Source organism: Deltaproteobacteria bacterium, from assembly GCA_016933965.1.
Lineage (GTDB): Bacteria > Desulfobacterota > Syntrophia > Syntrophales > UBA2210 > JAFGTS01.
Map to the genome: position 1 here is coordinate 13,632 of JAFGTS010000027.1, position 25,403 is coordinate 39,034.

The following is a 25,403-nucleotide window of genomic DNA, read 5'->3' on the forward strand; positions in this document are numbered from 1 at the left end:
CGTTTCATTCAAGAGAGAAATTGACCGGCGGGTCAAAAAAATGAGATGGGTCGGCGAAACCTTCGGGCATTAGGTGTTCTGCCTCTGAGATCAAGGTTACTGATAACCCTATTGACATGACCGGTGGTATCAGTTACAAATCCTTCATGGATCATGAGGGGCGTCGGGAATCACACGCCGAAAACACCCTGTTTTGATAGAAGGGCCTGCCGCTATCGGCCTTTGACGGCGGTCGATGAACAGTGTTTCCGAAAAAAGGAGGTTAAGCCATGCAGCATGGGAAGAACAGGGCTGCTCTACCAGTTACTTCTATAGGTATGTGGGTCTTTATTCTTTCAGCATTGACCGTCATCTCCGGCTGCGGCCTGTTCCATAAGGCACCCCTGCCGGACATGTCCCAGACTTCCTTTATCAACAGTGTTGGAATGAGCTTCACTCTCATTAAAGCCGGTACGTTCACCATGGGGAGCTCTTTGAAGGAGCCCGGCAGAACGGCGGCGGAGACATCTCATACGGTGCGGCTTACCAGACCCTTTTACCTGCAGACGACCGAGGTGACCCAGGGGCAGTGGAAGGCCGTCATGGGTCGGAATCCTTCTTACTTCAAGAGATGCGGGGATGAATGCCCCGTGGAGCAGGTATCATGGAATGATACGATCCTGTTCATAGAAAAACTCAATGAAATGGAAGATACAGGGCGGTACCGCCTTCCCACGGAAGCCGAGTGGGAATATGCATGCAGGGCACGGGTCCGCAAAACCTTCTATACCGGTCCCTGTATCGACACGGGACAGGCGAACTTCAACGGTCTGTACCCCCTTGAAGGCTGCCCCGCCGGGGACTATAGAAACACCTCTATCCCCTGTGGAAGCTATGAGCCCAATCCCTGGGGGCTGTATGACATGTGCGGGAATGTGTGGGAATGGTGCGAAGACTGGTACGGGGACCATCCCGGTGATGTCCAGTCAGACCCTGAGGGTGCCGATGATGGGACACAAAGGGTCGTCAAGGGAGGTGCCTGGAACAGCATGGGTAGGCAGATACGTCCGGCGAGCCGTATGGGGGTCCCCCCCGCGGGGTTCACCAATTATATCGGCTTCCGGGTGGCGTGCAGTTATTGAATTGAGTGCCTAAGTGCCTAAGTGCCTGGTAGTATGGAAGTCCCCCTTTGAAAAAGGGGGATTGAGGGGGATTTTCAGAGAGCGACAAAGGGGCAGAGCGACAGAGTGGAAGAGTGCAAAATACAAGGGAACATGAATGCCCGTTTTTGCCCCCCTCTTTGATAAAGAGGGGTTGGGGAGATTTGCTTTTGTATAAATCCCTCCCGGCCTCCCTTTACGAAAGGGAGGTGAAAAACCTAATCCATAATCCGTAATCCATAATCCCGATTCACGAATACCTAAGAAAGCGCTCGCCGTCCTCGCAGCCCAGGTCGAAGGCGTCCTGGAGACCTTGGGGATTCGTGTAATCCCATTTATACACGGTGATCGGCCGGGAGGGCTGAACATATGTCCTTCCCGGAATGCGGGGGATCCTGTCTTCCCGGTACGACCGCGTCAGAAGGACCAGGGTGTTGCCGCTTCCTTTTCCAAGAATTCGCACCGGCACGTTATCGATCAGCCCGCCGTCGAGGACCGGGCCGCCATTTCTGTACATGACCGGCGTGAAGGGCGGCGTGCAGGATGATTGCAGCAGGAGGTCGGCGAGGTCGTCGGGTGTCGCGCATTCCCTGACGGAAACGACCTCAGAGCGGAACCCCGCACGGGAAGCGAAGGTCGGATGAACCGGCGCAAAGAGCTTTTTTTCGACGGCATAACAGAGCATGCCGATGAGCATGGCCATCCGTACCCCTGACCAGCGGGGCGGTCTGGTCATCAGGACCAGGATATCGGGACCGTTCCGGATACGTTCCAGGGCGGCTTCGTCGATGGCGGACAGGACGCTCTCGCGGTACATGGCAAGGTGGGGAAAGAGGGGGCGTTCGTTGAAAAGATTCAGGGGGTAGAAATTGCGCCGGTTTTCAGCCGTTGCCTTCTTGAAACGTTCAAAGGAAGCACTCATCCTGCCCGAGCGAAGCATGCAGGCCATGGCGGCCCCGGCGCTTACGCCGGCTATCCGTGCCGTGGAAAGCCCCAGATGGGGGTCCACCCGGGACCAGAACCCTACCTGCCACAGGCACCGGCTCCCGCCACCGGCGAAGACCATGGAGTCGAATCGAGCGTTCCTTTCCATATCTTTAACTCGTATCTTGGGATTATGGATTACGGGAACATGAATGCCCGTTTTTGCCCCCCTCTTTGACAAAGAAGGGTTGGGGGAGATTTGCTTTTGTATAAATCCCTCCCGATCTCCCTTTACGAAAGGGAGGTGAAAAACCTGATCCGTAATCCTTCTAATCCTGCCATTCCATCTTTCCTCGGCCATGGGCGACAGTAACTGAAAAACGAGAAAGGTTCAAGAAAAACATTTTGTTGCGACGGCATAGGCCTGTCGTCGAAGACCACCCGCCCCCCTTCCTTCCTGTTGAAATAGGGGGTTTTCTATGCTACAAACCAGCGCTACACGTTTCTTTTAGCTGAGAAAGCATCCACGACATGCCTGTTTATGAATATAATGCCCTGAATACAAAGGGTAAAAATCTCAAAGGGATCATCGATGCGGATAGCATCGCCCTTGCCCGGCAGAAACTGAGGGAGCGGGCACTCTATCCCGTTGAACTGCGTGAAACTTCGGCGAAGGTGCGGCCCGGCGGGGCCCTTTCCCGGTCGGCGGGGAACCTGTTCCGGCGGGTGGGGCTGCGGGAAGTGTCCGTTATGACGCGTCAGCTGGCAACGCTCCTCGATGCGGGGCTCCCTCTCGTTCCCTCGCTGACGGTGCTCATATCGCAGACCGTCAACCCCCAGTTGAAAAAAACGTTGGCCCAGGTAAAGGAAGAGGTCAACGAGGGAAACAGCCTGGCCCAGAGCATTTCCCACTATCCCGGTGTTTTTTCCCCCTTTTTCGTTAATATGGTACGTGCCGGCGAGGCGTCGGGGGCGTTGAATGTCGTCCTGAAGCGCCTTGCCGATTTCAACGAAAGCCGGCAGGCATTGCAGGGAAGGATACGCGCGGCCCTGACCTACCCGATCTTCATGTTCATCATTGGAAGCCTCGTCGTATTTTTCCTGACCACCTTCATCGTGCCTCAGATCACGGAGATATTCCGTGACATGAACCAGACCCTTCCGGGAATCACCGTCTTCCTGATAACGGTCAGTGGGATTCTCCGCTCTTTCTGGCTGCTTATCCTGCTCTTCATGTGCGCGGCGATCTTCTCACTTCATCACCTCTTTACAAAAACGTCGCGGGGGCGATATCTCTGGGACAGGATCAAGCTGAGAACGCCCTTTGTGGGTGGTCTCATACACAGAATGGCCATAGCACGCTTCGGCAGGACCCTGGGAACGCTTCTCCAGAGCGGGGTGCCCCTGCTGAACGCCCTTGCCATCGTAAAGAACGTGGTGAGCAATGAGCTTATCGCCGATGTGATACAGGACGCGGGAAAAGATGTCGAGGAAGGCCAGGGGCTGGCGGCGACCCTGTCGAAAAGCTCCCTTATCCCCCCCCTGGCGGTCCAGATGATCGCCGTCGGGGAGCAGACCGGAAACCTGGAGGAGATGCTTTTCAGGCTTTCCGACAGTTATGAACGGGAGGTCGAATCGAACATCATGGTCATCACATCGCTGCTTGAGCCCGTCATGATCCTGGTGATGGGCCTTATGGTCGCTTTTATCGTCGTATCCATACTGCTGCCGATTTTTGAGATGAACCAACTGGTTCGATAGGAGAATATCATGAGAAAGAAACTTGACGACAGGGGATTTACCCTGATCGAACTGATGGTGGTGATCGTCATCCTGGGGATACTGGCGGGACTGATCGTGCCCCGTATCATGGGGCGTCCTGAGGAAGCCCGGCAGGCGAAAGCCCGGATTCAGATAGAGAGCATTGAAACGGCACTCAAGCTCTACAAGCTGGACAACGGGAATTATCCCACAACGGAACAGGGATTGCGGGCCCTGGTGGAGGCGCCGGAAGTGGGAGCTCTCGCGCGGAACTGGCGTGAGGGAGGCTATCTGGAGAAGGGGAACGTTCCGAAAGACCCCTGGGGCAATGAGTATGTGTACCTCTCTCCGGGAAGCCACGGTGATTATGACATCATGTCTTACGGTGCCGACGGGGAGCTTGGTGGTGAGGACAAGAACCGCGATATTACAAGCTGGGAGATTGAATAACCGGGGGTTTACCCTCGTTGAACTGACGGTGGTCATCTTTCTCATCGGGCTCATGTTCATCGTGGCCATCCCCCGTATCGGAGACACCCTGCTCAGTGATGATCTGAAAACGACCGTTAATCATCTGAACCGGACCGCCCGGGAGCTGCGGAACGAAGCCGTCAGGAGCCAGGTCAACCAACTGCTGAACCTGGACCTTCATGAAGGCCTCATATATGTGACCAGCGAAGACATGACCCCCGAGGCCCGGTATGAAATGAGAAAACGGGCCTATCTCCTTCCCCAGGGCGTTACCATTACCGATGTCTCGAGACCCGGCAAGGAGCGTGTCATCAACGGTGAGACGGCCGTGATCTTCTTCAAGGGCGGATTCGTCCAGCCCACGGTTATTCATATCGCCCGCGGCGACGAGCGCTTCACCCTCGTCTTCAGCCCGTTCCTCAAGGATATCAAGGTGTATGACAAGTTGATCGAACTTGATGAGGCATATGAGTGAAAAAAAAGTGCCTGAGTGCCTGAGTATCTGAGTGCGTGAATGCGTGACGAAAACCACCTCCCCCTTTGGAAAAGGGGGATCGAGGGGGATTTTCAGAGAGCGACAAAGGGGCAAAGGGGCAAAGAATATTAATCCGTAATCCTGCAAAAACGCCGATAAATCGGCGCACTACAAAAAAAGTCCAAACGAAGTACCCGTCGAATAATCCGTAACCCGTAATCCTTAATCCTTCCGTAATCCCCGGCCCCCCCCTCACGAAAACAGAAAGGACATCCCGAAGATAGCCAGGTTCCCCAGGACATGGATGGTAATGGGGACCGTCAGGTCCTTTTCGATCTCGTAGGCGGCGGCGAAGAGGACCCCGCCGATGACCTGCGTAAGGGGAAACGACGAGCCGTGGGCGTGGGCGGCGGCGAAGAGACTGGTGCTGATGATGAGGGCCGCCGCCGTCCCCCATCTTCGACAGAACCCGTAGATAATCCCCCGAAAGAAGAGTTCCTCAACCAGGGGGCCGAGAAAACCTCCCACCGCGATGAAGAGAAAGAGTGTTCCCGTCTTCCGGGGAAGAGTGGTTCTGATGAGGTCCGTGAGAGATGCTCCCTGAAGATGAAGGACACCGGCAAGAGCGGCGGCGGCGAGGCCGAATCCGACGGACCAGATGATACCGCGACCGATGCCCCGGAAAAAGGTGTTCCCGGACAGATTGAGCACCCCGAGACCCGATCCTCCGAAGATCAGAGTGGAAAGGATCAGGGCGGTTTCGATGGCGCGGGCCAGGCCGAGAACACACAGAGGATGCCGCCAGTCACCGCATGGTGCGCTCCGCACCACCGCTTCAACGGCCATGACCGCCATTACCGACAGTATCAGTGTTTTTCCATCGATTCCTTTTGTGTCCATCCCAGGTCCCGCAATGCTCTGTATCCATACCACTGGCAGTACCAGTGATCGGAGGACTTGATCGTATGGATTATCGTTTCCACCGCGCCTTTTCCGTCCCGAACGCCCAGCCCTTCCAGGGCCTTGCAGACCACGTTGGGATGAGGGTCGTTGAGAAGCCTGAGCAGGTCGGCATATGTCTCCCTTCGGTGGCTGAGCCCGAGGGCCACGGCGAGCCAGTACCGTTCGGGGACAGAGGGGCTTGTCAGCGATCTTTCATAGGAAGGGAAGGTCCCTATGTCGAGGCGTCGCGACTGTATCCGTTTCAAGGCGGCGATGCGTTCGTGGATGTCGTTCGATGTCAGGGCCTGCGCCAGGGTGGCGCTTGAAAGGGTGGTCCGTACTCCGCCGTACACCGGAAAAAAAACGACGACACCCAGGATGAAGCAAAGGGCGGCTGCGACTATGGATGCTTTTGCATCGCTCAGAAAAAAGGACAGGGGGAACCGGACCAGGACAAAGACGAATCCGTAGATAAGGATGGGAAGGCCGACGAGCAGAGAGAAAAAGGTGAAGCGGCGAAAGAGCCGGTACCGGTCGTTGAGGGATGAAAACTCCTTCAGAACAATGCCCGGGCCCTTGAGAAATTCATCGGTGCCTGTTTCAAGAAGCAGCCGCCCACGGTGTTCAAATAGAAGTTTCCCCGTTTTTTCGGTGATGACAAGGTCGGCGCCTTCCTCGCCGCCGATATCGAGATAGTCATGGCGGCGCAGGGCCCCGTCTATGGAATCCTTCAAGGTGCCGTCGGGAACGTTTTCCAGCGAAACCGTCTTCAGGGTTTTCTTTTGAAGCGGTTTGATAACCTCCGCAGGGTACAGCGTGTAGTCGTAATAGAGATCGTTGATCGCGATTCCCGCCGGATTCGACAGGAGCATTCCGTCCCGGATATTCAGAAAGAGGGAGCGGTCCAGGAGCGTGAGCCAGATCATCGCCAGCAATATCAGGGGAATAAGAGGTATCAGTTCCTGTTTCAGCGATGGCTGTTGTGAAGCCAGGCGAAGGGTGGCGAAAAAGACCGCCGGCGGAACGATAACGAAATAGGACGTGGCGATGATGGAATATCCATCGAGGTAGACGGCCACCGAGGCGGCCAGCCAGAGGGCGCCCGTGATACAGTCGCATATCCGGCGATTACGCAGGCAGTGCGAGCGGATGCGTCCCGCGGCGTATCCCAGCAGGGTCAGTCCCGTACCGAGGGTGAGCGTGAAAAAGAACCCGCCCCAGAAGGCGGGCCCGATGGCATTCAGGTGAGCCGCGATCCGTTCCGTGGGGATTATGAAATAGCCGAGGTCCCGGAGGATGGTAAGCTTTTCCTGAAGCTTCACGTTCGAAAGATACAACTGAAAAGTGGCGATAACCTGGCTCAGACCGAGACCGAGGAGAAATATTTTCACCGTTGCAAGGTATTTGTTCATGGCACAGTCGTCGATCCTGTCCGGAAGCCGGGGAATACAAATTCGACCATTGGGCCTGTTGTCCAAACCCGGGCAACGGCCCGTCAGCATACGACCCTCATTGGCACCTGAAACGGATCGTCTGAAAACAACGATTTTTCGAGGTATTACCACGGGTAAGCGAAAAAGCAATAGAGAAATAACGGTACGCGAGGTGATTTTGTGGAAAAAGTCAAAAATCAGCGAGGGAATGCAAGTAGTTATTAAAATTCTTTGAAAATTGCCCCGGAAAGATGTATGAATCACGTTTACGAGAAACCGAGGGAGGTTGAATGAATGTCAGGAAAAAGAATTTTGGGTATCGTTCTCTGTTTTCCGGTTGTTTTCATGCTCTGTGCGCTCCTGCCGGCACCGGCGTCGGCGGCCGATAAGGCGGAGCCGAATGCGCTCGTAAAGATCGGTGATTCGGTCATAACCGAAGCGGATCTCGAGCAGCGTATCGCTTCGTTCCCGGACAGGGTGAAACAGCGCTATCAGGGAGAGAACGGAAGAAGACAGTTGCTGGAAAAGCTGGTGGAGTTGAAGATATTCTCCCTTGAAGCGCGGGCGGAAAAACTGGACCAGGATAAGGATGTCAAGGTACGTATGGAAGATGCCGCGGACAGTGTCCTTGCCCAGGAATACGTTCAGAAAAAAGGGTTGGTTGATCCGCAGATCACCGAAAAAGAGATAGAGGAATATTATGAGAAGAACAAGGCCGAGTTCTTGCGGCCCGCCCTGGTGAAGGCACGCCAGATATTGATCAAAGCGGGTCCCAAGGTCTCCGCTGAAGAGATATCGGCCGGCGAGAAGAAAGCACGGAAGATCGTGGAAGAACTGAAAGCGGGAGGGGATTTCACAGCGCTGGCGAAGCAATATTCCGATGACGAGCGGTCGAGGTCACGGGGGGGCGCCATGGGATATGTGACGAAGAACAATATTCCCTCCGAGCTCTGGAACGTGGCCTGGTCCCTGAAGGAAGGAACGGTCAGTGACCCTGTAAAAACGGAAGATGGGTTCCATATCATAGCGGTTGAAGAAAAACAGCCTGAGCGCGAACTTTCCCTTCAGGAGGCGGAAAAGAAGATACGGTCCACCCTTGAAACACTGAAAAAGCATTCCATGATGGAGCAGGAAAAGGGTCACCTCATGAAAAAATATGCCGTCGAATTCCTCGCGCCCGCATCGATGGGAGCGTCAAAATCAGGCGGAAAAGAATTGAAAAAGAAGTTCAAGATCAAGACGGACTGAGGTTCGAAGGGGCCTTTGGAGTGTTTCAGAGGGGAAAATGAAAATCCTTCATCGATTCCCTTTCAATTTCCGGCGGGGGTTTACCCTGCTTGAAGTAATGCTGGCGATGGCCGTCCTGGCCATCGCCCTCGTCGCTGTTTTTCAGTCCCAGTCGCAGAGCATCTCCATGGCGGGCATATCGAGATTTTACACGACAGCGCCCCTTCTCGCCCAGAGCAAGATGGCCGAAACGGAGGCAATGCCGGTTGCCGATATCGTCAGCGAAGACGGTGATTTTGGAGAAGACTTTCCCCAGTATGCCTGGCAGGTCACCGTTGCCGAGACGGGATTTGAGTTTCTAAAGCGGATAGAGGTGACGGTGACGGGCGCCATGATGAATTCAAACAATACTTATCAGTTGACCATGTACCGGTTCACGGGCCAGTGAGACCTTTGCTGCCGTCGGAGAGCGTGATCGATATGAGAGCGGAGGGACAGAGCGGTTTTACCCTGATGGAGATCATGATCGCCATCCTCATTCTCGGGACGGTGCTCACCACCGTCTATGCCGCCTATACGGGGACGCTCCGGATCGTTAAGGAAACGCAACATGCCGACGAGACCTATGACATGGCGCGGATGACCCTGAAACTCATGACGGAGGACCTCGCCTCCGTCCAATCCTGCCGGGGTGTTTTCATCTTCCACTCCCTGTCGAGCGATATAGCCGATGCCGATTTCACGGAACTTGCCTTTCTCTCATCGTCACATCTTGATTTCGACAACGGCACGCAGTCGGGCAATGCCATGATCCATTACTATGTCAAAGAAATTGAGCCCGGTTCCCATGCGCTTTTTCGAAAGGATACCCTCTTCCGGTGGGAAGAGGAGAAGACCTTCGAACGTGAAGGAGGGTACATGGTGTGCGACAGGCTCGAGTCCCTGGCGTTCCTGTTCTATGGCAGCGATGGTGAGGAATATGAAACATGGGATTCCGACGAGAACCGGGAACAGGAGAAAAACAAGGCGCCGGCGGTCGTGCGGATAGATCTGGCCTTCACGGGGCCGGGAGAGGAAGTCGAACCGTACCGGTTCAGGACGGGTGTATATATCCCCATGATGGGGGGAAAATGAAGGATTTCATTGGAAATGACCGCGGTATAGCGCTGGTCATCGTGATCCTTTTGGTCGCCGTCATCGTCGCGGTGACGATACAGCTCAACCGTGCCACCAGGACGGAGGTGACGGACGCCGCGAACCTGCGGGACGGTGTTACTCTCCTGTACATCGCCAAATCAGGGTATAACGGGGGAACGGCCTTTCTGCGTCAGGACACGAACGAATATGATTCCCTTACCGAGGACTGGGCCAGGTCTTCCCTGCTCTCGGCGTCATCGAGCGTCCTTTTCGATGAGGGGTACTTTATTCTGCTCATTGAGGATGAATCGAGAAAGATACCGATCAACAGGCTGGTAAGCGCAAATGAGTATAATCCGCTCATTGAGGACCTGCTGATGCGGTTCCTGATGCTTCCCGAGTTCGAACTGACCCAGCAGGATGCCGGGGATATCATGGATGCCGTAAAGGACTGGATAGACGACGATGACGAGGTGACGGGATTCGGGGCGGAGGACCTCTATTACCGGAGCCTTGATGACGCGTATACCTGCAAGAACGGACCCCTCGATTGTGTCGATGAGCTTCTCATGGTAAAAGGCGTTTCGCCGGAACTGCTCTATGGAACGACGGAGAAACCCGGTATTGCTCCCTACCTGACCGTCCATGGCAACGGAAAGATCAATATCAACACGGCGGAGCCGCGGGTGCTGCAGGTACTGTCGCCGGACATTACGGAAGAAATGGCGTCGGATATGGATGCGTACAGAAAAGATAAAGAGAATGCACTTTCCCAAACGACATGGTATAAGAACGTGACCGGTATGGACGCGATCGTTATTGAGGGGATGCTGATCTCGACGCAAAGCGATGTCTTCAGGATCATATCAACGGGGTATCTGGGTGATATGAGAAAGACCGTAACTGGTGTCGTGGACAGGGACAGGGACAAGAAAACGGTGAAGCTCCTGTCCTGGGCGGTTGAATGATCGGGATTCGGGAAACGAGAATCGGGGATTATTTGACAAGTGTGTTGTTTGGTCTATGTATGTAGTGTGCCGATTTATCGGCGTTTTTACGGATTACGGATTATGGATCAGGTTTTTCACCTCCCTTTCGTAAAGGGAGGCCGGGAGGGATTTATGTATTTAAAATCCCCCTCGATCCCCCTTTGCCAAAGGGGGAGGCGGGCTTTGTCACGCATTCACGCATATACGCACTCAGGCACTTAGGTACTCAGGCACTTTTTATTAAGGAAAACTGACAATGCCGGAAAAAATTCTGGGACTCGACATTGGAACGGAAACCATCAAGGCCGTTCAGGTCATGACGGGTTTGAAAGGGTACCGGGTAACCCGTTCCGCGTTGGTGGATATCGAAGAGGCCGGCGGTCCCGGCGGGGCGCTCAAGTCGCTTCTGCAGGGTGGCGAACTGGCGAGCGGCATCTATATCACGGCGATCCCGATGAGAGATGTTTCTTTCCGTTCCATAGGGTTTCCGTTCAAGGACAGGCGAAAGATACAACAGGCCCTTCAGTACGAGATGGAGCAACTTATTCCCCGTCCGGCTGACGAGCTTCTTTTTGATTTTATCGTCAGGGAACAGACCGACCGCACCGATATAATCGTTGCCGCTGCGCCGCGGCAACGGGTGGGGGAACTCGTTCATCTTCTGGCAGAGCAGGCGGCGGAGGCCGCCCTGATCGATATCGATGCCGTTCCCATAGCCGCGAAAGCAGCCGCCGGCGGCGGAACGTCCATTCTTCTCGATATCGGGTCCCTCCATACGACGGTGTTCTTTCTCGATAAAGGCGCCGTGCAGCAACTCCGGGTACTGTCCTTCGGCGGTCGGGTTGTAACGGAAACGATCGCGCATGCCCTGGGAATGGGATCCCGCGAGGCCGAGCAGGTGAAGCGGTCCGGTGACGTGAGCGCAGCCCGGGAAGAACTTGCCGTCCTGTACCGAAAGCTGGTGAGGGACGTTCAAAATACCCTGGAATATGTCCGTCTCCGAGGGGAATTCACGGGGATACCGTCCGGGATACTTCTCACCGGCGGTGGGGCACATTCTCCGGGCCTTCGGGAAGAGCTGGAAAAGGCTTTATCCCTGCCCGTTGAGGACGTGGATATAGCCGCTATCGAGAAGGTCGAATTTGACGAGCAGTTCGAGGGCCCCCGGGACCCCGTGCTGATGAACCAGGCGCTTGCCCTCGCGACACGGGAATCCCGCAGAGGGGGAGGATTCAATTTCTGTGTCGGTGAATATACGCCGAAGAAGCGCTACGAAGGCGCCAAACGGGATATCCGGTGGGTTGCCATCCTTGCCGGGATCGTGCTGGCCTTCTGGGGTGCCGATTATTATGTGGGATATCATACTGAAAAGGCGTACGTGGATAACCTGAAACGCACGGAGCAGATCATATTCAAGGAGACCTGCCCCGATGTGGCGAAGATCGTCGATCCGGTCCACCAGCTTCAGGTAAAGATAGATGAGATAAAAAAGGCCTCCGCGGCCGGGGGTGGTCCGGGCATGAAGGTTTCCGTTCTCGACGTGCTGGGAGACATCTCGAAAGCCGTTCCGCCGGAAGTGGATTTTCTCATTACCAGTTTCACCTATGACGGCAGTTCCATTGAAATAAAGGGAGAAACGGACAATTTCAACAGCGTCGATACGATAAAGAACAGCCTCGGTGCCGCTGATTATATCACCGATGTTACGGTCAGCTCGGCGAAGCTCATAAAGAACGACAGCCGGGTCGGATTTGACCTGAAAATGGTCATGTCCGGCTGAATGCCGGATGATTACCGTTGCCACGCCGCCGGAGGTATTGAAACAGGAATATGAATATCGGAAAATATACCTTGTCCAAACGTGAAAAGTTTTATCTCGCTGGAGGCATCGGATTCGTCGTCCTCTTTTTCGTCGTTCAGTTCGTGTTCTTTCCTCTGGTCGAGGCGCGGGAAAATCTTGCCCGGGCGACGCGGGTCCATGAAAAGGCCCTCGCGGATATCATGAAACTGAGCGCCGAATGCAAATCCCTTCAGACCGATACGGTGAGCATCGATCGGGCCATTGCCGCGCGACCGGCTGATTTTACGCTGTTCTCCTTTCTTGAAAGACAGGCCGGTGAGGCCGGGCTGAAGGGCAATATCAAATATATGAAACCCTCGCTCTCCGCTGAAGGGACACCGTACAAGGAATCTTCCGTGGAGATGCGGCTCGAGGACGTCACCCTTGAACAGCTTGTCGAATACCTCTATCTTGTGGAATCACCGGCCTTCCTGGTTCACGTCAAGCGTATTTCGATCAAGCAGGGTGTCGGCGGTTCTGAATACCTCACAGCCCTGATCCATCTGGTAACCTACCAATAGGCAATGATATGAAAAGAAAATTACTGGTGGGCTATATTGTGTACGGCGTTCTGGTGACGGGACTTTTTCTCTGGTGGCTGTTCCCCGCCGAGATACTCATTGATTCCTTACGGTCGGCGGTTTCAGCGCGGGTCCCGGGGCTTGTGTTCAGCGTGGAAAAAGCGGGACTGAGCTTTCCTCCGGGAGTGAAATTACGGGACTGTACCTTCCAGTCGAAATCAAAACCCTCACTGTCGGTGATCCTTGACATGATAGAAGTGCGGCCGGCCCTGGGGAGCGTCATCTTCGGGGACAAGGCCATTCTGGTCCGGGCAAAGGCCTATGGCGGCACGATAAAGGCGAGGGTGACGGCCCCCGAGGGTGATGACGGGAATGGCACGGTCCGGGTTGATGCCGCGGCCGACGGCATAGAGGCGGGGAAATGTACCTGGATCGAAGTCCTGGCAGGACGGAAATTTCAGGGGTCGGTGACAGGGACCCTCGCATACGAGGGAACCGCGGCGAAACCGCTGGCAGGTTCGGGTGACCTTTCCCTTTCCATTAAGGACGGCGTGATCCCATTGGCGGGTGACCTGTTCGGATTCAGCGAGATACCCTTTGATACCCTGGAATCAAAGGCGACCATGAAGAACCGGGTCGTCAAGATCGACACCCTGAACATCAGGGGGCCGGCCGTGGGTGGTGAGTTTAACGGAAGGGTGTCGCTGCGTGAGCCCCTTGATATGAGTACCATGGCTCTCCAGGGAGATGTGAACGTGCATGCCCTGAACAGAACGATGAAAATTTCACTGACGGGGACAGTAGCAAAACCGATTCCAAGGGTGAGATGAGATCATGTTGACACGGTACCGCCCATTCGTCATTCTGCTGGCAATAACACTACTGTCCTACTTCTCCGTGGACATGTTCTACAGGATTATCAAGGCCGGCATGGTACGGGCCCTGCCCGGTACAATTGTCACGGAGATAAAACCGGACCGCAAAACGCAACGGCGGCCGACCTTGGATTCTTACCTGGTTATTTCCGACAGAAACCTCTTCGGTTCCGCCCGGAAGGAAAAGTTCGCCGCCGCCGAGCAGATCAATGTGGAGGAACTGAAGGAAACGGCCCTGAACCTGGCTCTCCTCGGAACGGTGTACAGCGGTGACGAAGGGGGATTTGCCGTCATTGAGGAAGTGGACAAGAAAAAACAGGGGTTGTATCGGATCGGCGATACCGTGGGCGAGGCGACCATCAAGAAGATCATGCGGGGCGTTGTTGTTCTCAGGGTCAAGAACAACGACGAGGTCCTGATGATGGAGGAACGGAAAAAAACGGCCTCCATCGCCGGTGAGGTGCCGGAGCCGGCGGAAATGTCTTCACCGTCATCCGTCACCGTCAGCAAAGCGGAGATCGAGAACGCTTTTCAGGACATGAATGCCGTCATGACGCAGGTCCGCATCCGGCCTTTTTTTACGGACGGGAAGCCGGATGGTTTCATGATCAGCAGGATCCAGAAGGGAAGCATCTTTGACCGGATGGGAATACAGAACGGCGACGTCGTGCAGGGTGTCAACAGCCAGGCGCTCAGCAGCGCCGACGACCTGCTCACCCTTTACCAGGAATTGAAAAGCGGTTCCGAGGTCCTGCTCAACATAAAGAGACGGGGGCAGGAGGAAACGCTGAAGTATGTGTTTGAGGAGTGAGAGACTAAGTGCCTGAGTTCCTGAGTACCAAAATGCGGGATTACGGATTATGGATTACGGAATAGGATTATGGATTAGGTTTTTCACCTCCCTTTCGTAAAGGGAGGCCGGGAGGGATTTATATACTTGAAAATCCCCCTCAATCCCCCTTTTGCAAAGGGGGACTTCCATAATACCAGGCACTCAGACACTCAGGCACTGCATTTTAAACTTATGTACAAATCATTTTTCGGTTTATTGGAGAACCCCTTCAACCTGACACCTGATCCCCGGTACCTCTATCTGGCTCCGCAGCATCGGGACGCGCTTAACCACCTGCTCTTCGGTGTCCATGAAAAGAAGGGATTCATCGTTATCACCGGCGGTGTCGGGACGGGCAAGACGACACTGTGCAGGGCATTTCTCGCCGCCCTTGACGAGAGGGTGTCGAGCGCCCTTATTTTCAATTCGGCCATATCGGATGTTGAACTGCTGCGGACGATCATGCAGGAGTTCGAGATACGGACGGGGAGAGGGAGGATATCGAAAAAGCGGTATATCGATGCTCTCAATCAGTTCCTGTTGAAGGAATTTGCCGAGGGAAGGAACGCCGTTCTCCTCATTGACGAAGCCCAGAATCTCTCACGAAATGTACTGGAACAGATACGGATGCTCTCGAACCTTGAAACGGACCGGGAAAAACTCCTGCAGATCGTATTGCTCGGCCAGCCCGAACTGGAAGATGTCCTGCGGTCTCCGTCCCTGCGCCAGCTCAATGAGCGGATCACGGTCCGCTATCACCTCGAGCCCCTGGACAGGCAACAGGTCGAGCAATATGTCGAACACCGGCTGTCGGTGGCCGCCGGTGAGAACAGGAACCTGCGGTTCGAGCCGGGCGCGTTCCGGACGATCCACTCCAATTCCCGTGGTATTCCGAGAAGGATCAATGTCATATGCGACCGCGCGCTGCTCATAGCCTACACGAAGGATACGGCCATTGTGGACAGGGCGATCGTTGAAGAAGCCGTGGCGGACATCGGCGGCGGATACATGAAGATTCCCGGGTATGAAAAAGGTCCCGCCACGGATCGTGTTGTTTCCCTGCTCGTTCTGCTCGTTTTCGCCATCCTTCTGCTGATCGGTACGATATACTCAGGCCTGCTCTGAGAGCGGTGCCGCGAAACAATAAGGAAGATGACCGATTGAAATGAGCTATATCCACGACGCGCTGAAAAAGGCACAGAAGGAGAAGGACAGCCTCTACCGGAATTATGCCGGCGTTATAACGGCGGCGGGATCGGAGAAAAAGCGCGGCGGGCCGCTGCGTATCTCAATCGCCGGGATCCTTTCAATAGTGCTTGCCTTGGCGGCCCTTTCACTGTTAGGATACAGCTTTTCTTTGAAAGGGGAGAAGGTGGCGACGGCCGGTGTAGAACAGAACACGGCCGTTTCCATGCCGGCCGCCGGAGAAGTGGAGAAGGTCGTTCCGGCGACCCCTGAGGGAGCGGAAGAGAACGCGGCCGGCACGGCAGCGATCGATGATGTTGTAATGCTTTACGAGGACGGCCTCGAATGGCAGCGCGCCGGTGATCTGCTGAAGGCGGAGGTGACGTACCGGAAAGTGCTGGAGATCGACCCGACCTTCTCCCGTGCCCTGAATAATCTCGGTGTCATCGCCATGGCCGGCAACCGGAACGCGGAAGCCCTGATGCTTTTTGAACGGGCCCGGGAGGCAGGGAAGGGCTATGTCGACCCCGCATACAATATGGCCTGTCTGTATGCACGCATGGGAAGGGTCGGCGACGCCATGGAAAACCTGAAGGAAGCGGTTCGGCTTGACGAGTCGGTGCTGCAATGGGCACAGACCGATCCCGACCTGGCGAAGCTCCGGTCAACGGTCGATTATCGTGAATATTTTACTCAGAATCGGGGAGGGTAGAACGGGATAGATATGAAGAAATCAGTAAGAACCTTGATGACGATCGCTGTGGCACTGGTCTTAATCGTTGCTTCGATGCCGGCGGGAACCGTCATGGGAGCCCGGGTGACCGGAAACGACGACGTGGTTCCCACGGTACAGGACCGGGAAGAGACAACGCCGGCGGCGGAAGCGGCGCCTGCCCGTCCCGAGGCAAGAAGACCCGATACGAGACGGACCAAAGTCAGGGAAACCCGTCCGATACCGGCGGGGGCGCAGGCCCCGGCAACCCCGGTCGAAGCGGCACCGGCTCCGGAAGCAACAGCCACGCAGAAGGTTGAGAAGACCACCGTTGACTCTCAGTATGTCACCATCGACTTCGAAGATGTGGACATCAGGGTGTTCATCAAGTTCATCAGTGAATTGACCGGGAAGAACTTCGTCATAGACCGCAATGTGAAGGGAACGGTGACCATCATTTCCCCGCGGAAAATATCGGTTGACGAGGCATACAAGGTCTTTGAATCGGTCCTCGATGTTCACGACTACACGGCGGTGCCGGCAGGGGATATTATCAAGATAATCCCGGTACGGACGGCAAAGGAAAAGAACGTGGAAACCCTCCTGCGGGAGCAGGCACGGAGTTCCGAGGACAAGGTGGTGACCCAGCTCATTCCGCTCAAATACGCCGATCCCGAAGAGATGAAGAAGGTCCTGATCCCCCTTGTTTCGAAAGAGAGCGTCATCTTGTCCTATTCCGCGACGGGGATGCTCATTATCACGGACCTCCTTTCCAACGTGAAACGGCTCCTGACGATCGTGGACGCGCTGGATGCCGAGGGCATCGAGGAACAGATAGCCGTCATTCCCCTGAAATATGCCGATGCCGTGGAGATTTCGAAATCGCTGACGTCCATATTCCAGCAGGGACGACAGCCCAAGCGGGGCGCGGCGGAGCCGACCGTCCGCGTTGTGCCCGATGAGCGGACCAACACGATCATCACGCTTGCCAGTGAAAATGATACCAACAAAATAAAACAGCTCATCGAGCTTCTCGATCGGGAGGTTCCCCGGGGCGAGGCGAAGATCCGGGTCTATCACCTTGAAAACGCCGATGCCGAGGAACTGACGAAGGTCCTTATGGATATACCCACCGGCGACGACGCGAAGCGGGCGGCCCAGGGCGGCCAGGCGGCGCCGCTCCTGTCGAAGGAAGTAAAGGTGGTGCCCGACAAGGCCACGAATACGCTCATCATCACGGCGGGCAGGGATGATTACACGGTGCTGGAAGAGGTCATCAAGGAACTCGATGTTCCCCGGCCGATGGTGTACATAGAAGCGCTCATAATGGAGGTCAACGTCGACAAGGACATGAGGATCGGCGCGGAGTGGGTCGGCGGTGAGCGTTTTCACAGCGACAGCAACAAGGTATACGGCGGCGGCTTCACACTGCCATCGGGTTCCAGCATCATGCCCGGGGTCGACTCGACGGGGCTTCTTTCCTATCCCGCGGGTTTTTCAGTGGGTGTCTTCGGCGAGTCCATCAAGATAGGCGATATCACATTCCCCTCGCTCGGCGCCGTTTTCAACGCCTACCGCGAGGACAGCGACGTCCATATCCTCTCGACGCCGCAGGTGCTGACCCTCGATAATCAGGAGGCGGAAATTTACGTGGGGGAGAACGTGCCCTATCAGACGAGACAGGAAACGTCGACGACGGACAGGGACTACAGCACATACGAATACAAGGACGTGGGCGTTACGCTGCGCCTGACGCCCCAGATCAGCCAGGAACGCTTTGTGAGGCTGGACATCTATCAGGAAGTGACCAAGCTCAAGTCCCAGGTCGAGGACCGTCCCACTACCCTCAAGCGCACGGCGAAGACGGCGGTGACCATCAAGGATAAATATACGGTGGTTGTGGGAGGGCTCATCGGTGACGATATCAACAACACGGTCTATAAGATCCCGCTCCTGGGGGATATCCCATACCTCGGCTATCTCTTCAAGTATGACAGCTCAACCCGTGAGAAGCGGAACCTTTTCATATTTATCACCCCCCATATTATCGAAAATCCGGTAGAGGCGAGCGATCTGTATGAGAAGAAACAGGGGATGATCGATTCCATGGAGGAAGGGGTCATCAAGAGGCACACGCGGGACAAGTCGTCTGCTGAGGGAATACGAATAGAGGATTAACGAGACCCCTTGTTTTCAATTGATTTTGCAGTATGCTGAGAATAGACTCGTTGACACAGTGAGATTTACATACAATTGAAACAGTAATGGCATTTATTACCTTACTCGGGAGTTGGCGTATGCGAAAACCAGGAAAAATCATCTGCAATGTCTGTATCCTTCTTTTTATTCTTCTGCCGTGTGCCGCAGCTGCCGCGGGAGGGACCTACTATGATCTGGGGGTCTTTTCCTACGAAGAGGGGAACTACGAAGAGGCGGAACGAAACCTTCAGCAGGCCCTGGCGGCTGACAGCGCTGATCCTCTGGCCAACCATTACTTGGGAAGGACCTACACGAAAATGGAGCGCTTTCCCGATGCGATGCGCTGCCTCCTCAAGGCCCGGGAATCGGGGGTCGAGCCCGCGGGGCTTGACTACGATATCGCCTATCTGAATTACCGAATGGAAAAGTATGCCGAGGCGGCCCGGCTCTTTACGGATATTGTTGCCAGGGACCCGGAAAACATTCTTGCCCGCTATTATGCCGGAATATGCCTTTTCAGGGAACAGCAGTACGGTGCCTCACTCGACTATCTGGTTGGGGCCGCCGACCGGAGTCCAACGCTGAGGGACAACGGCTATTACTATGCCGGCATTTCATACTTCAAGACGGATGACATGGAACGGGCCGTTGAAAAATTCGAATATGTAAAGGAGTCCTCCGTCGATGCAACCCTGCGGGACTATGCGTCGCAGTGGCTCGATGCCGTCAGGGCCGAGAAGGAGCGGCGCAAGCCTTACGAGCTCTATGCAAAATTCGGATACCAATATGATGATAATGTTACCCTCGATCCTGTGGATAAGGACATTTACGCCGACGAGGAGGACACGGCCTTCGTCCTCTATGCGTCAGGGAAGTATGATGTCATTGAGCGGGAACAATATTCAGTGGGGGCGGGTTACACCCATTATCAGACCTGGCACAGCGATCTGAGCGAATATGACCTGACAGGAAGCATTTTCCAGTTTTACGGAAATTACCGTATGAAATCGCTGACGTTCGGGCTCAGCTACCTTCCCCATTACTACTGGCTGGACAGTGAGAGTTTCCTCATGCGCCACCAGGTGCGGCCCGAGGTGCTCTGGCGTCTCAGTGACCGCGTCATCGCCCGGTTTTCCTACAGTTATTACCGTAACAATCATTTCGAGGACGAGGACCGTGACAGCGATGCGAACGAGATCGCTCTTGACGGTTATTACAGCCTTCCCGACAAACAGGGATTTCTCTTCGGCGGGATCGGCTGTGAGAAGAACAGTGCGGCCCATCAGGACTTCGATTACACACAGATGAAGCTGCGCCTCGGCGCATTCCTGCGGCTGCCGCATGAGTTCGAGTTCTATGTCACGGGCAAGTATTACGGCCAGAAGTACGACAACCGTGACTCATTCTATAATATCGACCGTGATGACGATAAATATTACGCGTCCCTTTCCCTGGAGCGGAAGCTTGTCTATGAGTGGCTTCATGTGGCTGCCGAGTACAACTTCACGAAGAACGATTCCAATATTGATGATTATACCTATAAGAGACAGGTAACCTCCCTGTCCCTGGTCGCACGATTTTAAGGAGAGTGAGGCATGAAAACAGCACGCGATATTTCACGATATGCCGTATGTGTCCTGGTCGTCCTTTGCGCATGGTTCGGGTGTTCTCCCGCCGTTGCCTCCGGCATTCCCGCGGACCTGGCCATTGAAAGCCCGTTCCGTCCGGGCCCCGGGGCTCCCGTGGGATCGGTCCTCCTGGTGCAGGGAACGGCAGTCGTCGTCCATGGTAGTGAGGCAATAGGATATCTGTTGAAAAGCGAAGCCCCGCTCTTCAAGGGGGACACGCTCATGACGGACGATGAGGCACGGGTCAGGTTCCGCCTCAATGACGGCAGCGAGCTGACCCTTTCTTCAGGGACGCGGCTGACCATAAACAAAAGCGTCTATGACCCCGACAGTGCGAGCCGGTCATCCTTCATCGGCATGAGCTTCGGCAAGGCCCGTTTCCTGGTGACGAATCTCGCCGGCGCCAGGCAATCCGAGTTCAGGGTGAAGACCCAGACGGCCGTCTGCGGTGTCCGCGGGTCCGATTTTGTGTTGAACGCGAGCCCGGTCAATACGGAAGTGACGGCACTGGAGAACACCCGCCTGGAGGTTGCGAGTCTCTCCTTTCCCGGAGTGGAACCGGTGCTGGTCAGCGATTACGAACGAACCCAGGTGCAGAAAGGTGCCCTTCCCTCGGAAGTGGTCCGGGTCTCACCGGAAGAGATAGAACAGTTGCTTGAGGATTTCATGGTAGGTCCCGGTGAAGTCGAGGCTGGCGCAGTGCTTACGGAAGTGGAAAAAAAGGCTGAAGAAAGAGCGGCGGAAACGGGGGTGGAAACGTTCTTCGCTGAGGAAGAACTCAAGGGAATTCTCTTCAGCGGTGATGAGGTGGTTGTTCCCGAATACCCCGCAGCGCCAGAGATTGCAGAAGAACCAGGAGTTCCCGAGATTACTGTGGAAGAGGACATAAGAGAGCAATCGGAGCAGATGCAGCTCCAGCAGGAGGTCATTTTCCAGGAACAGCTCGAGGATGAGGTGATTCAGGAGATACTGAAGGAAGAACTGCCTCACATACCGGGTACACCGGAGCTTTGAGACCGGACGATGCAGGATAGGTAGGGTATAACGAATTTTACCAGCATGAAAGAGGTTTGAGCAATGAACAGAACATCACCCCACGCGAAAAAGATCGGAGTATGCTATGCCGTCATGATACTGTCCGCCCTGCTGTTTAGCGGTATTCTCGGCGCACCCCCGCCGGCGGCGGCCGATACCATTGTGTATTCAGAAGGCTTTGAAGCCGATAACGGTGGGTATGCGGCCAACGGAGACGCCGAATGGGAATGGGGAACCCCCGTAACGGCGGGCCCCGGAATGGCCCACAGCGGTAATTTCTGCTGGGGGACCGATCTTGATGGAACCGTGACGAGGCCTTGCGAAGGTTCCATCGTATCGCCTGCCATACCCCTGCCCGCGATCACTGAAGACCAGATCATCCGTATCCGGTTCTGGGCCTACATAGCCGTTGACGGCATGTATGACCGGGGGGAATTCTTCGTGTCGGATGATGAGACCGACTGGGAATCCCTCTGCGAGTTCTTTCAGAGCATGGACCCCGCGGGTCAGACAACCTCGGCCTGGCGGAAATACGAGTTCAGCATCAGCAATGGATATGCAGGCGGTAACATTTACCTGAGGTACCGGGCCGCTGTACCATACTCGAGCACCTCTTTTTACTGTGGTGGTTCGAATGATCTTTCCGGCGTGTATATCGACGACGTGGCTATAACCATCTATGACGTGCCAGGGAACAAAAAGCTTTTCGGACTGGAGGCCTGGGAAGACCCGTCAGCCTATGCCTCCTGTCCCTGGGTTGCCCCGTGGAACGGCAGCGAGTTCCACGTCGATAACGATATCTATTCCGTGGCACGACGCAAGGTGAATGAGTACACAGATCACTATAAGCTGATGCAGCCCCTGGTCGAGGCAGGCGGCGTCTATCCCATAGAAATACAGGAACGGGAGCAGGAGGATTCCTACACGGATTTCGTGGCGCTCATCCAGGTCGATCATGCGCCCGATGTGTCCGTCGCTCCCGATGAGGATGGAAATCTCATATCCTTCCGGCCCTCGGGTTTCCTTGCTCCTCAAAGCGCCGTCTCCGGTGACGGTGAGGATGTTCTGTCCCTTGTCTCCACGGCTGAGGACAACAAGGGATATCCCGCTTACAGTGATGACAGGGTCATTGTCAATTTCGGTTCCGTCGATGTTTCACAGGGTGCCCAGCTGTACCTGCGGGTTGCCGGGTTCATTCTCGGAGAGGGTGATAACATGCCCTACGTGGGGCCGCCGGCCATCGTGGTCGAAACGAGAGATGAGGAAGGCCTGTGGCAGGAGCGGGGCAGGCTGCGGCCGCGGTTCGCCTATTCCGTGTCCGCCTTTGAGCTTACTCCCTACCTGACGAACGGGGAACCCGTCGAGGTCCGCCTGCGCTCGATATCACACTGGACCAAGTATCATGCCATCGATTACGTGGCGCTCCACGCGGCATCGCAACCGTCCTTCACCGCGTCCCAGGTCCTGCCGACACGGGCCCTCTTCGGTGAGACCGACATCCTTCCCATACTGATCGCTGCTGATGAAAACTACTTCGAGATGACCACGGGAGAAAAGTTCTATCTCGAATTCCCCGTGGAGCCCCCCGTGGAAGGAACCGTCAGGGAATTCATGTTTGTTTCCAAGGGCTACTATATACCCCGGAGTGCGACATATCTTATCTATACCTGGGACGGGGCGAACTGGGTCATGCGTGACGGGTACTCCTATCCGGGGTCGGACCTTCTGAAGGAATTCGACCTTTCGTTGTTCCTTCCCGATCCGGACGGGGACTTCAAGGTCCGGGTGTGGCAGGATTACCAGTATGAACCGGCCGGCATCGATTACGTGGACCTCTGGGTGGGAGAGAACAACATACCGCTTTCCACTGCCTGGGACCACCGGTCAAATACCAGTATCTATAATACGGTCGTCATCTCCGATGATGTCAAGACATACTGGAGCGGGTGTCCGAGAAACCGCATCACCGATTATGAATTTGTACCCGAGGGGGACATAAACAATCCTCCGACGACGAATCCCGTTTCGGTCGAGGGAATGACGATATCATGGACCTATACCGATGCCGACGAGGACCCCCAGGTGTCTTACGAAGTTGAGGTCTGGACAGGTCCGGGTGCGAGCGGAAATATCATGTGGGACCCCCCGGTGGGCACGGGAACGGCCGGATCGGTTCCTTACGATGGACAGCAGCTCGAGGACGGAGCTACCTATTATGCTCGCGTCAAGGCCTTTGACGGCACCGACTGGGGCGGATGGTCCGAAGCCGAATGGTTCTATGAGGGGAATCTTCCTCCCGTTGCCGATGCAGGAGTCCCACAGGTGGTGACGGAAAGGCAACAGGCAACACTTGACGGCACCGGTTCCACCGATCCTGATGACGGCATTGCCGCTTATTTCTGGGAACAGCTCAACGGGATTTCCGCCGTTATCGAGGACCCATCGGCGGCACAAACCACATTTATCGTGCCGGAGCTTGACGGGACGTCCAACGAGATAACCTTTCAGTTGACCGTTACCGATTTCGGCGGTCTGCAGGACCAGGATACGGTCACGTATGAAATTATCGAGGCGAACGATCCGCCCGCAGCGGATGCCGGTCCCGATCAGCGCGCCTATGAGTATACCGATGTGGTGCTTGACGGTTCCGGATCCTACGATCCCGACGGAACGATCGTCTCCTGGCAGTGGGTACAGACGGGCGGCGAAGCGGTCACGCTCTCGGATGCGACGGTGCCGAAGCCGTCCTTTGAAGCCCCTGCCTTTGCCACGGAGAACATGGATCTTGTTTTCAGATTGACCGTTGCTGATGATACAGGACTTGAATCCTGGGATGAATGCGTTGTGACGGTTCGGGATAACTTTCCTCCCAACAAGCCCGTTCCCACGGCTCCCGCTGACGGGACGGTTATTGAATCCGGCGTCGACATCGGTCTGAAAGGGGGGACCTGTTCCGATCCGGAGGGAGATACTCATACGGACACGCAGTGGCAGGTCAGGCGCTCCGACCTTCCGGTGCTTCTGATTGATGAAACGACGGAAACGGACCTGACGGAATTTACCATCCCCGCCGGACTCAACCCCGGGTTGCAGTATTCCTGGCGTGACCGGTACAGGGACGAGGGCAGCAGGTCCTTCTCTCCCTGGTCCGACGAACTGACCTTTACGGTGGGCAATACTGTCCAGGACACCAGTGTCAAGGTTCCCTCGGGACTTGGTGTGGAGGATTACCGGATGGTTTCCTTTACCCAGTGGCCCGATGACCCCGCGGCAACGAACGTTTTCGGTGTGAGTCCCGACGCGACGAAATACCGGATCGGCACCTACAATCCACTCTCCGGTGATTACATAGAACTGGGAGATCCCGCCCTGATAGTGAAACCGGGTACGTCGTACTGGTTCCTCGTAAAAGGCGGCATCAATCCCACTGTCGAGGGGGTGCCTGTCAGTCTTGCTCTGGATGTCGCAATTGAAGTGGAGCTTTTATACAATAACGACACCGGCAACGGCTGGAACATGATCGCACCGCCGAACAAGGCCGATTATTACTGGAAGGATGTTCAGGTCGTCGTCTATGACGGAAACGGAAATGTTATAAACGGTCCCACTGCTATCGGAGACCTTGCCGAGGACAACGACATCATTGATGCGCGGCTCTGGAGATGGGACGACGGCGCCTATTATTCCGACACGGTTCTGATGGTGCATAACAGCGGATACTGGGCACGGGCGAAGAGAGAGAATGTATATCTTCGCTATCCGGCAAGCGCCCAGATACTGGTGTCAAATCCGGTGACGATGTTCGCCGGTCTCCTGGATGAGGGGAAACGGGCCTTTGCCAGAGCGTTGTCGCCGAAACCGGCCGTGGCCTTTTCGAACGACGCACCTCCCATGCCGTTGAGTGGATTCAGCTCTGGCTCCAGTGAAGGGGAGGGCGGTTCGGGAGGAAGTTGCTTCATCTCCACGACGCTGGGCAGGTGAGAAATTACACGAGTGTCATTCCCGCGGAGGCGGGAATCCAGGGGTAAGACTGGATGCCGGATCAGGTCCGGCATGACAGATGGTGTTCTCGTTGATA

At 55.4% G+C, this 25,403-nt stretch carries 21 protein-coding genes; 18 read left to right on the forward strand and 3 right to left on the reverse strand.

Annotation, left to right across the window (positions count from 1 at the left end; translation table 11 throughout):
* The first annotated feature begins 269 nt into the window (after positions 1-269).
* A complete protein-coding gene (locus JXO48_06480) occupies positions 270-1,121 on the forward strand; it encodes a formylglycine-generating enzyme family protein (protein ID MBN2283519.1) in 852 nt (283 codons plus the stop codon).
* Positions 1,122-1,389: 268 nt separating this feature from the next.
* On the opposite strand, the gene JXO48_06485 is transcribed toward JXO48_06480, so the two are convergent.
* Positions 1,390-2,232, reverse strand: a complete 843-nt coding sequence (locus tag JXO48_06485) for a patatin-like phospholipase family protein (protein ID MBN2283520.1) — start codon at positions 2,230-2,232, stop codon at positions 1,390-1,392.
* Positions 2,233-2,594: 362 nt separating this feature from the next.
* Here JXO48_06485 and gspF point away from each other — a divergent pair, with 362 nt between their 5' ends.
* Genes gspF through JXO48_06500 form a run of 3 tightly spaced genes read left to right on the forward strand, consistent with a single transcriptional unit; the run spans position 2,595 to position 4,770 of the window.
* Complete coding sequence (gspF, locus tag JXO48_06490; GenBank protein ID MBN2283521.1) at positions 2,595-3,824, forward strand: type II secretion system inner membrane protein GspF; 1,230 nt, start codon at positions 2,595-2,597, stop codon at positions 3,822-3,824.
* 9 nt (positions 3,825-3,833) lie between these two features.
* Positions 3,834-4,274, forward strand: a complete 441-nt coding sequence (gspG, locus tag JXO48_06495) for a type II secretion system major pseudopilin GspG (protein MBN2283522.1) — start codon at positions 3,834-3,836, stop codon at positions 4,272-4,274.
* Positions 4,192-4,770: a prepilin-type N-terminal cleavage/methylation domain-containing protein gene (locus JXO48_06500; GenBank protein ID MBN2283523.1), complete on the forward strand. Its 579-nt coding sequence runs from the start codon at positions 4,192-4,194 to the stop codon at positions 4,768-4,770. The genes gspG and JXO48_06500 overlap by 83 nt, the downstream gene beginning before the upstream one ends.
* A 252-nt stretch (positions 4,771-5,022) precedes the next feature.
* Here JXO48_06500 and JXO48_06505 read toward each other — a convergent pair whose 3' ends face one another.
* Entirely contained in the window at positions 5,023-5,670 is a 648-nt protein-coding gene (locus JXO48_06505; protein ID MBN2283524.1) for a CPBP family intramembrane metalloprotease, read from the reverse strand.
* A complete protein-coding gene (locus JXO48_06510; GenBank protein MBN2283525.1) occupies positions 5,637-7,124 on the reverse strand; it encodes a HEAT repeat domain-containing protein in 1,488 nt (495 codons plus the stop codon). Before JXO48_06510 ends, JXO48_06505 begins: the two co-directional genes overlap by 34 nt.
* 315 nt (positions 7,125-7,439) lie before the next feature.
* Here JXO48_06510 and JXO48_06515 point away from each other — a divergent pair, with 315 nt between their 5' ends.
* The 14 genes from JXO48_06515 to JXO48_06580 all read left to right on the forward strand — a co-directional run bounded on the left by JXO48_06515 (position 7,440) and on the right by JXO48_06580 (position 25,306).
* Positions 7,440-8,393 (forward strand): peptidylprolyl isomerase, encoded by a 954-nt coding sequence (locus tag JXO48_06515; GenBank protein ID MBN2283526.1) that lies wholly within the window; start codon positions 7,440-7,442, stop codon positions 8,391-8,393.
* 37 nt (positions 8,394-8,430) lie between these two features.
* Positions 8,431-8,820, forward strand: a complete 390-nt coding sequence (locus tag JXO48_06520; GenBank protein MBN2283527.1) for a prepilin-type N-terminal cleavage/methylation domain-containing protein — start codon at positions 8,431-8,433, stop codon at positions 8,818-8,820.
* 23 nt (positions 8,821-8,843) lie between these two features.
* Entirely contained in the window at positions 8,844-9,506 is a 663-nt protein-coding gene (locus JXO48_06525) for a prepilin-type N-terminal cleavage/methylation domain-containing protein (GenBank protein MBN2283528.1), read from the forward strand.
* Positions 9,503-10,477 carry a type II secretion system minor pseudopilin GspK gene (gene gspK, locus JXO48_06530; GenBank protein MBN2283529.1) on the forward strand — a complete coding sequence of 325 codons (975 nt, stop codon included), beginning with the start codon at positions 9,503-9,505 and terminating at the stop codon, positions 10,475-10,477. The genes JXO48_06525 and gspK overlap by 4 nt, the downstream gene beginning before the upstream one ends.
* A gap of 277 nt (positions 10,478-10,754) precedes the next feature.
* The gene (pilM, locus tag JXO48_06535; protein MBN2283530.1) at positions 10,755-12,278 is read left to right on the forward strand and encodes a pilus assembly protein PilM; all 1,524 of its coding nucleotides are present in this window, start codon (positions 10,755-10,757) and stop codon (positions 12,276-12,278) included.
* A gap of 71 nt (positions 12,279-12,349) precedes the next feature.
* Entirely contained in the window at positions 12,350-12,859 is a 510-nt protein-coding gene (locus JXO48_06540) for a hypothetical protein (GenBank protein MBN2283531.1), read from the forward strand.
* Positions 12,860-12,867: 8 nt separating this feature from the next.
* Positions 12,868-13,689, forward strand: a complete 822-nt coding sequence (gene gspN, locus JXO48_06545; protein MBN2283532.1) for a type II secretion system protein GspN — start codon at positions 12,868-12,870, stop codon at positions 13,687-13,689.
* Between the two features lie 4 nt (positions 13,690-13,693).
* On the forward strand, positions 13,694-14,545 hold the full coding sequence (locus JXO48_06550; GenBank protein ID MBN2283533.1) for a PDZ domain-containing protein: 852 nt from the start codon (positions 13,694-13,696) through the stop codon (positions 14,543-14,545).
* 213 nt (positions 14,546-14,758) lie between these two features.
* On the forward strand, positions 14,759-15,691 hold the full coding sequence (locus JXO48_06555; GenBank protein ID MBN2283534.1) for an AAA family ATPase: 933 nt from the start codon (positions 14,759-14,761) through the stop codon (positions 15,689-15,691).
* A 40-nt stretch (positions 15,692-15,731) separates the two neighbouring features.
* Positions 15,732-16,463 (forward strand): tetratricopeptide repeat protein, encoded by a 732-nt coding sequence (locus tag JXO48_06560; protein ID MBN2283535.1) that lies wholly within the window; start codon positions 15,732-15,734, stop codon positions 16,461-16,463.
* Between the two features lie 12 nt (positions 16,464-16,475).
* The gene (gene gspD / locus JXO48_06565; protein ID MBN2283536.1) at positions 16,476-18,641 is read left to right on the forward strand and encodes a type II secretion system secretin GspD; all 2,166 of its coding nucleotides are present in this window, start codon (positions 16,476-16,478) and stop codon (positions 18,639-18,641) included.
* A gap of 119 nt (positions 18,642-18,760) precedes the next feature.
* Complete coding sequence (locus JXO48_06570; GenBank protein MBN2283537.1) at positions 18,761-20,245, forward strand: tetratricopeptide repeat protein; 1,485 nt, start codon at positions 18,761-18,763, stop codon at positions 20,243-20,245.
* 12 nt (positions 20,246-20,257) lie between these two features.
* On the forward strand, positions 20,258-21,304 hold the full coding sequence (locus JXO48_06575) for a FecR domain-containing protein (protein ID MBN2283538.1): 1,047 nt from the start codon (positions 20,258-20,260) through the stop codon (positions 21,302-21,304).
* A gap of 63 nt (positions 21,305-21,367) precedes the next feature.
* Positions 21,368-25,306: a hypothetical protein gene (locus JXO48_06580; protein ID MBN2283539.1), complete on the forward strand. Its 3,939-nt coding sequence runs from the start codon at positions 21,368-21,370 to the stop codon at positions 25,304-25,306.
* The last annotated feature ends 97 nt before the right edge of the window (positions 25,307-25,403 follow it).

What these genes read in the sequence shown, in the direction of transcription:
- gspG (MBN2283522.1), top strand. Translation starts at nt 3,834, where the DNA reads ATGAGAAAGAAACTTGACGACAGGGGATTTACCCTGATCGAACTGATG.
- JXO48_06515 (MBN2283526.1), top strand. Translation starts at nt 7,440, where the DNA reads ATGTCAGGAAAAAGAATTTTGGGTATCGTTCTCTGTTTTCCGGTTGTT.
- gspD (MBN2283536.1), top strand. Translation starts at nt 16,476, where the DNA reads ATGAAGAAATCAGTAAGAACCTTGATGACGATCGCTGTGGCACTGGTC.
- JXO48_06550 (MBN2283533.1), top strand. Translation starts at nt 13,694, where the DNA reads ATGTTGACACGGTACCGCCCATTCGTCATTCTGCTGGCAATAACACTA.
- JXO48_06580 (MBN2283539.1), top strand. Translation starts at nt 21,368, where the DNA reads ATGAACAGAACATCACCCCACGCGAAAAAGATCGGAGTATGCTATGCC.
- gspK (MBN2283529.1), top strand. Translation starts at nt 9,503, where the DNA reads ATGAAGGATTTCATTGGAAATGACCGCGGTATAGCGCTGGTCATCGTG.
- JXO48_06500 (MBN2283523.1), top strand. Translation starts at nt 4,192, where the DNA reads ATGACATCATGTCTTACGGTGCCGACGGGGAGCTTGGTGGTGAGGACA.
- gspF (MBN2283521.1), top strand. Translation starts at nt 2,595, where the DNA reads ATGCCTGTTTATGAATATAATGCCCTGAATACAAAGGGTAAAAATCTC.
- JXO48_06505 (MBN2283524.1), bottom strand. Translation starts at nt 5,670, where the DNA reads ATGGACACAAAAGGAATCGATGGAAAAACACTGATACTGTCGGTAATG.
- JXO48_06575 (MBN2283538.1), top strand. Translation starts at nt 20,258, where the DNA reads ATGAAAACAGCACGCGATATTTCACGATATGCCGTATGTGTCCTGGTC.
- JXO48_06520 (MBN2283527.1), top strand. Translation starts at nt 8,431, where the DNA reads ATGAAAATCCTTCATCGATTCCCTTTCAATTTCCGGCGGGGGTTTACC.
- JXO48_06560 (MBN2283535.1), top strand. Translation starts at nt 15,732, where the DNA reads ATGAGCTATATCCACGACGCGCTGAAAAAGGCACAGAAGGAGAAGGAC.
- JXO48_06480 (MBN2283519.1), top strand. Translation starts at nt 270, where the DNA reads ATGCAGCATGGGAAGAACAGGGCTGCTCTACCAGTTACTTCTATAGGT.
- JXO48_06555 (MBN2283534.1), top strand. Translation starts at nt 14,759, where the DNA reads ATGTACAAATCATTTTTCGGTTTATTGGAGAACCCCTTCAACCTGACA.
- pilM (MBN2283530.1), top strand. Translation starts at nt 10,755, where the DNA reads ATGCCGGAAAAAATTCTGGGACTCGACATTGGAACGGAAACCATCAAG.
- JXO48_06570 (MBN2283537.1), top strand. Translation starts at nt 18,761, where the DNA reads ATGCGAAAACCAGGAAAAATCATCTGCAATGTCTGTATCCTTCTTTTT.
- JXO48_06485 (MBN2283520.1), bottom strand. Translation starts at nt 2,232, where the DNA reads ATGGAAAGGAACGCTCGATTCGACTCCATGGTCTTCGCCGGTGGCGGG.
- JXO48_06510 (MBN2283525.1), bottom strand. Translation starts at nt 7,124, where the DNA reads ATGAACAAATACCTTGCAACGGTGAAAATATTTCTCCTCGGTCTCGGT.
- gspN (MBN2283532.1), top strand. Translation starts at nt 12,868, where the DNA reads ATGAAAAGAAAATTACTGGTGGGCTATATTGTGTACGGCGTTCTGGTG.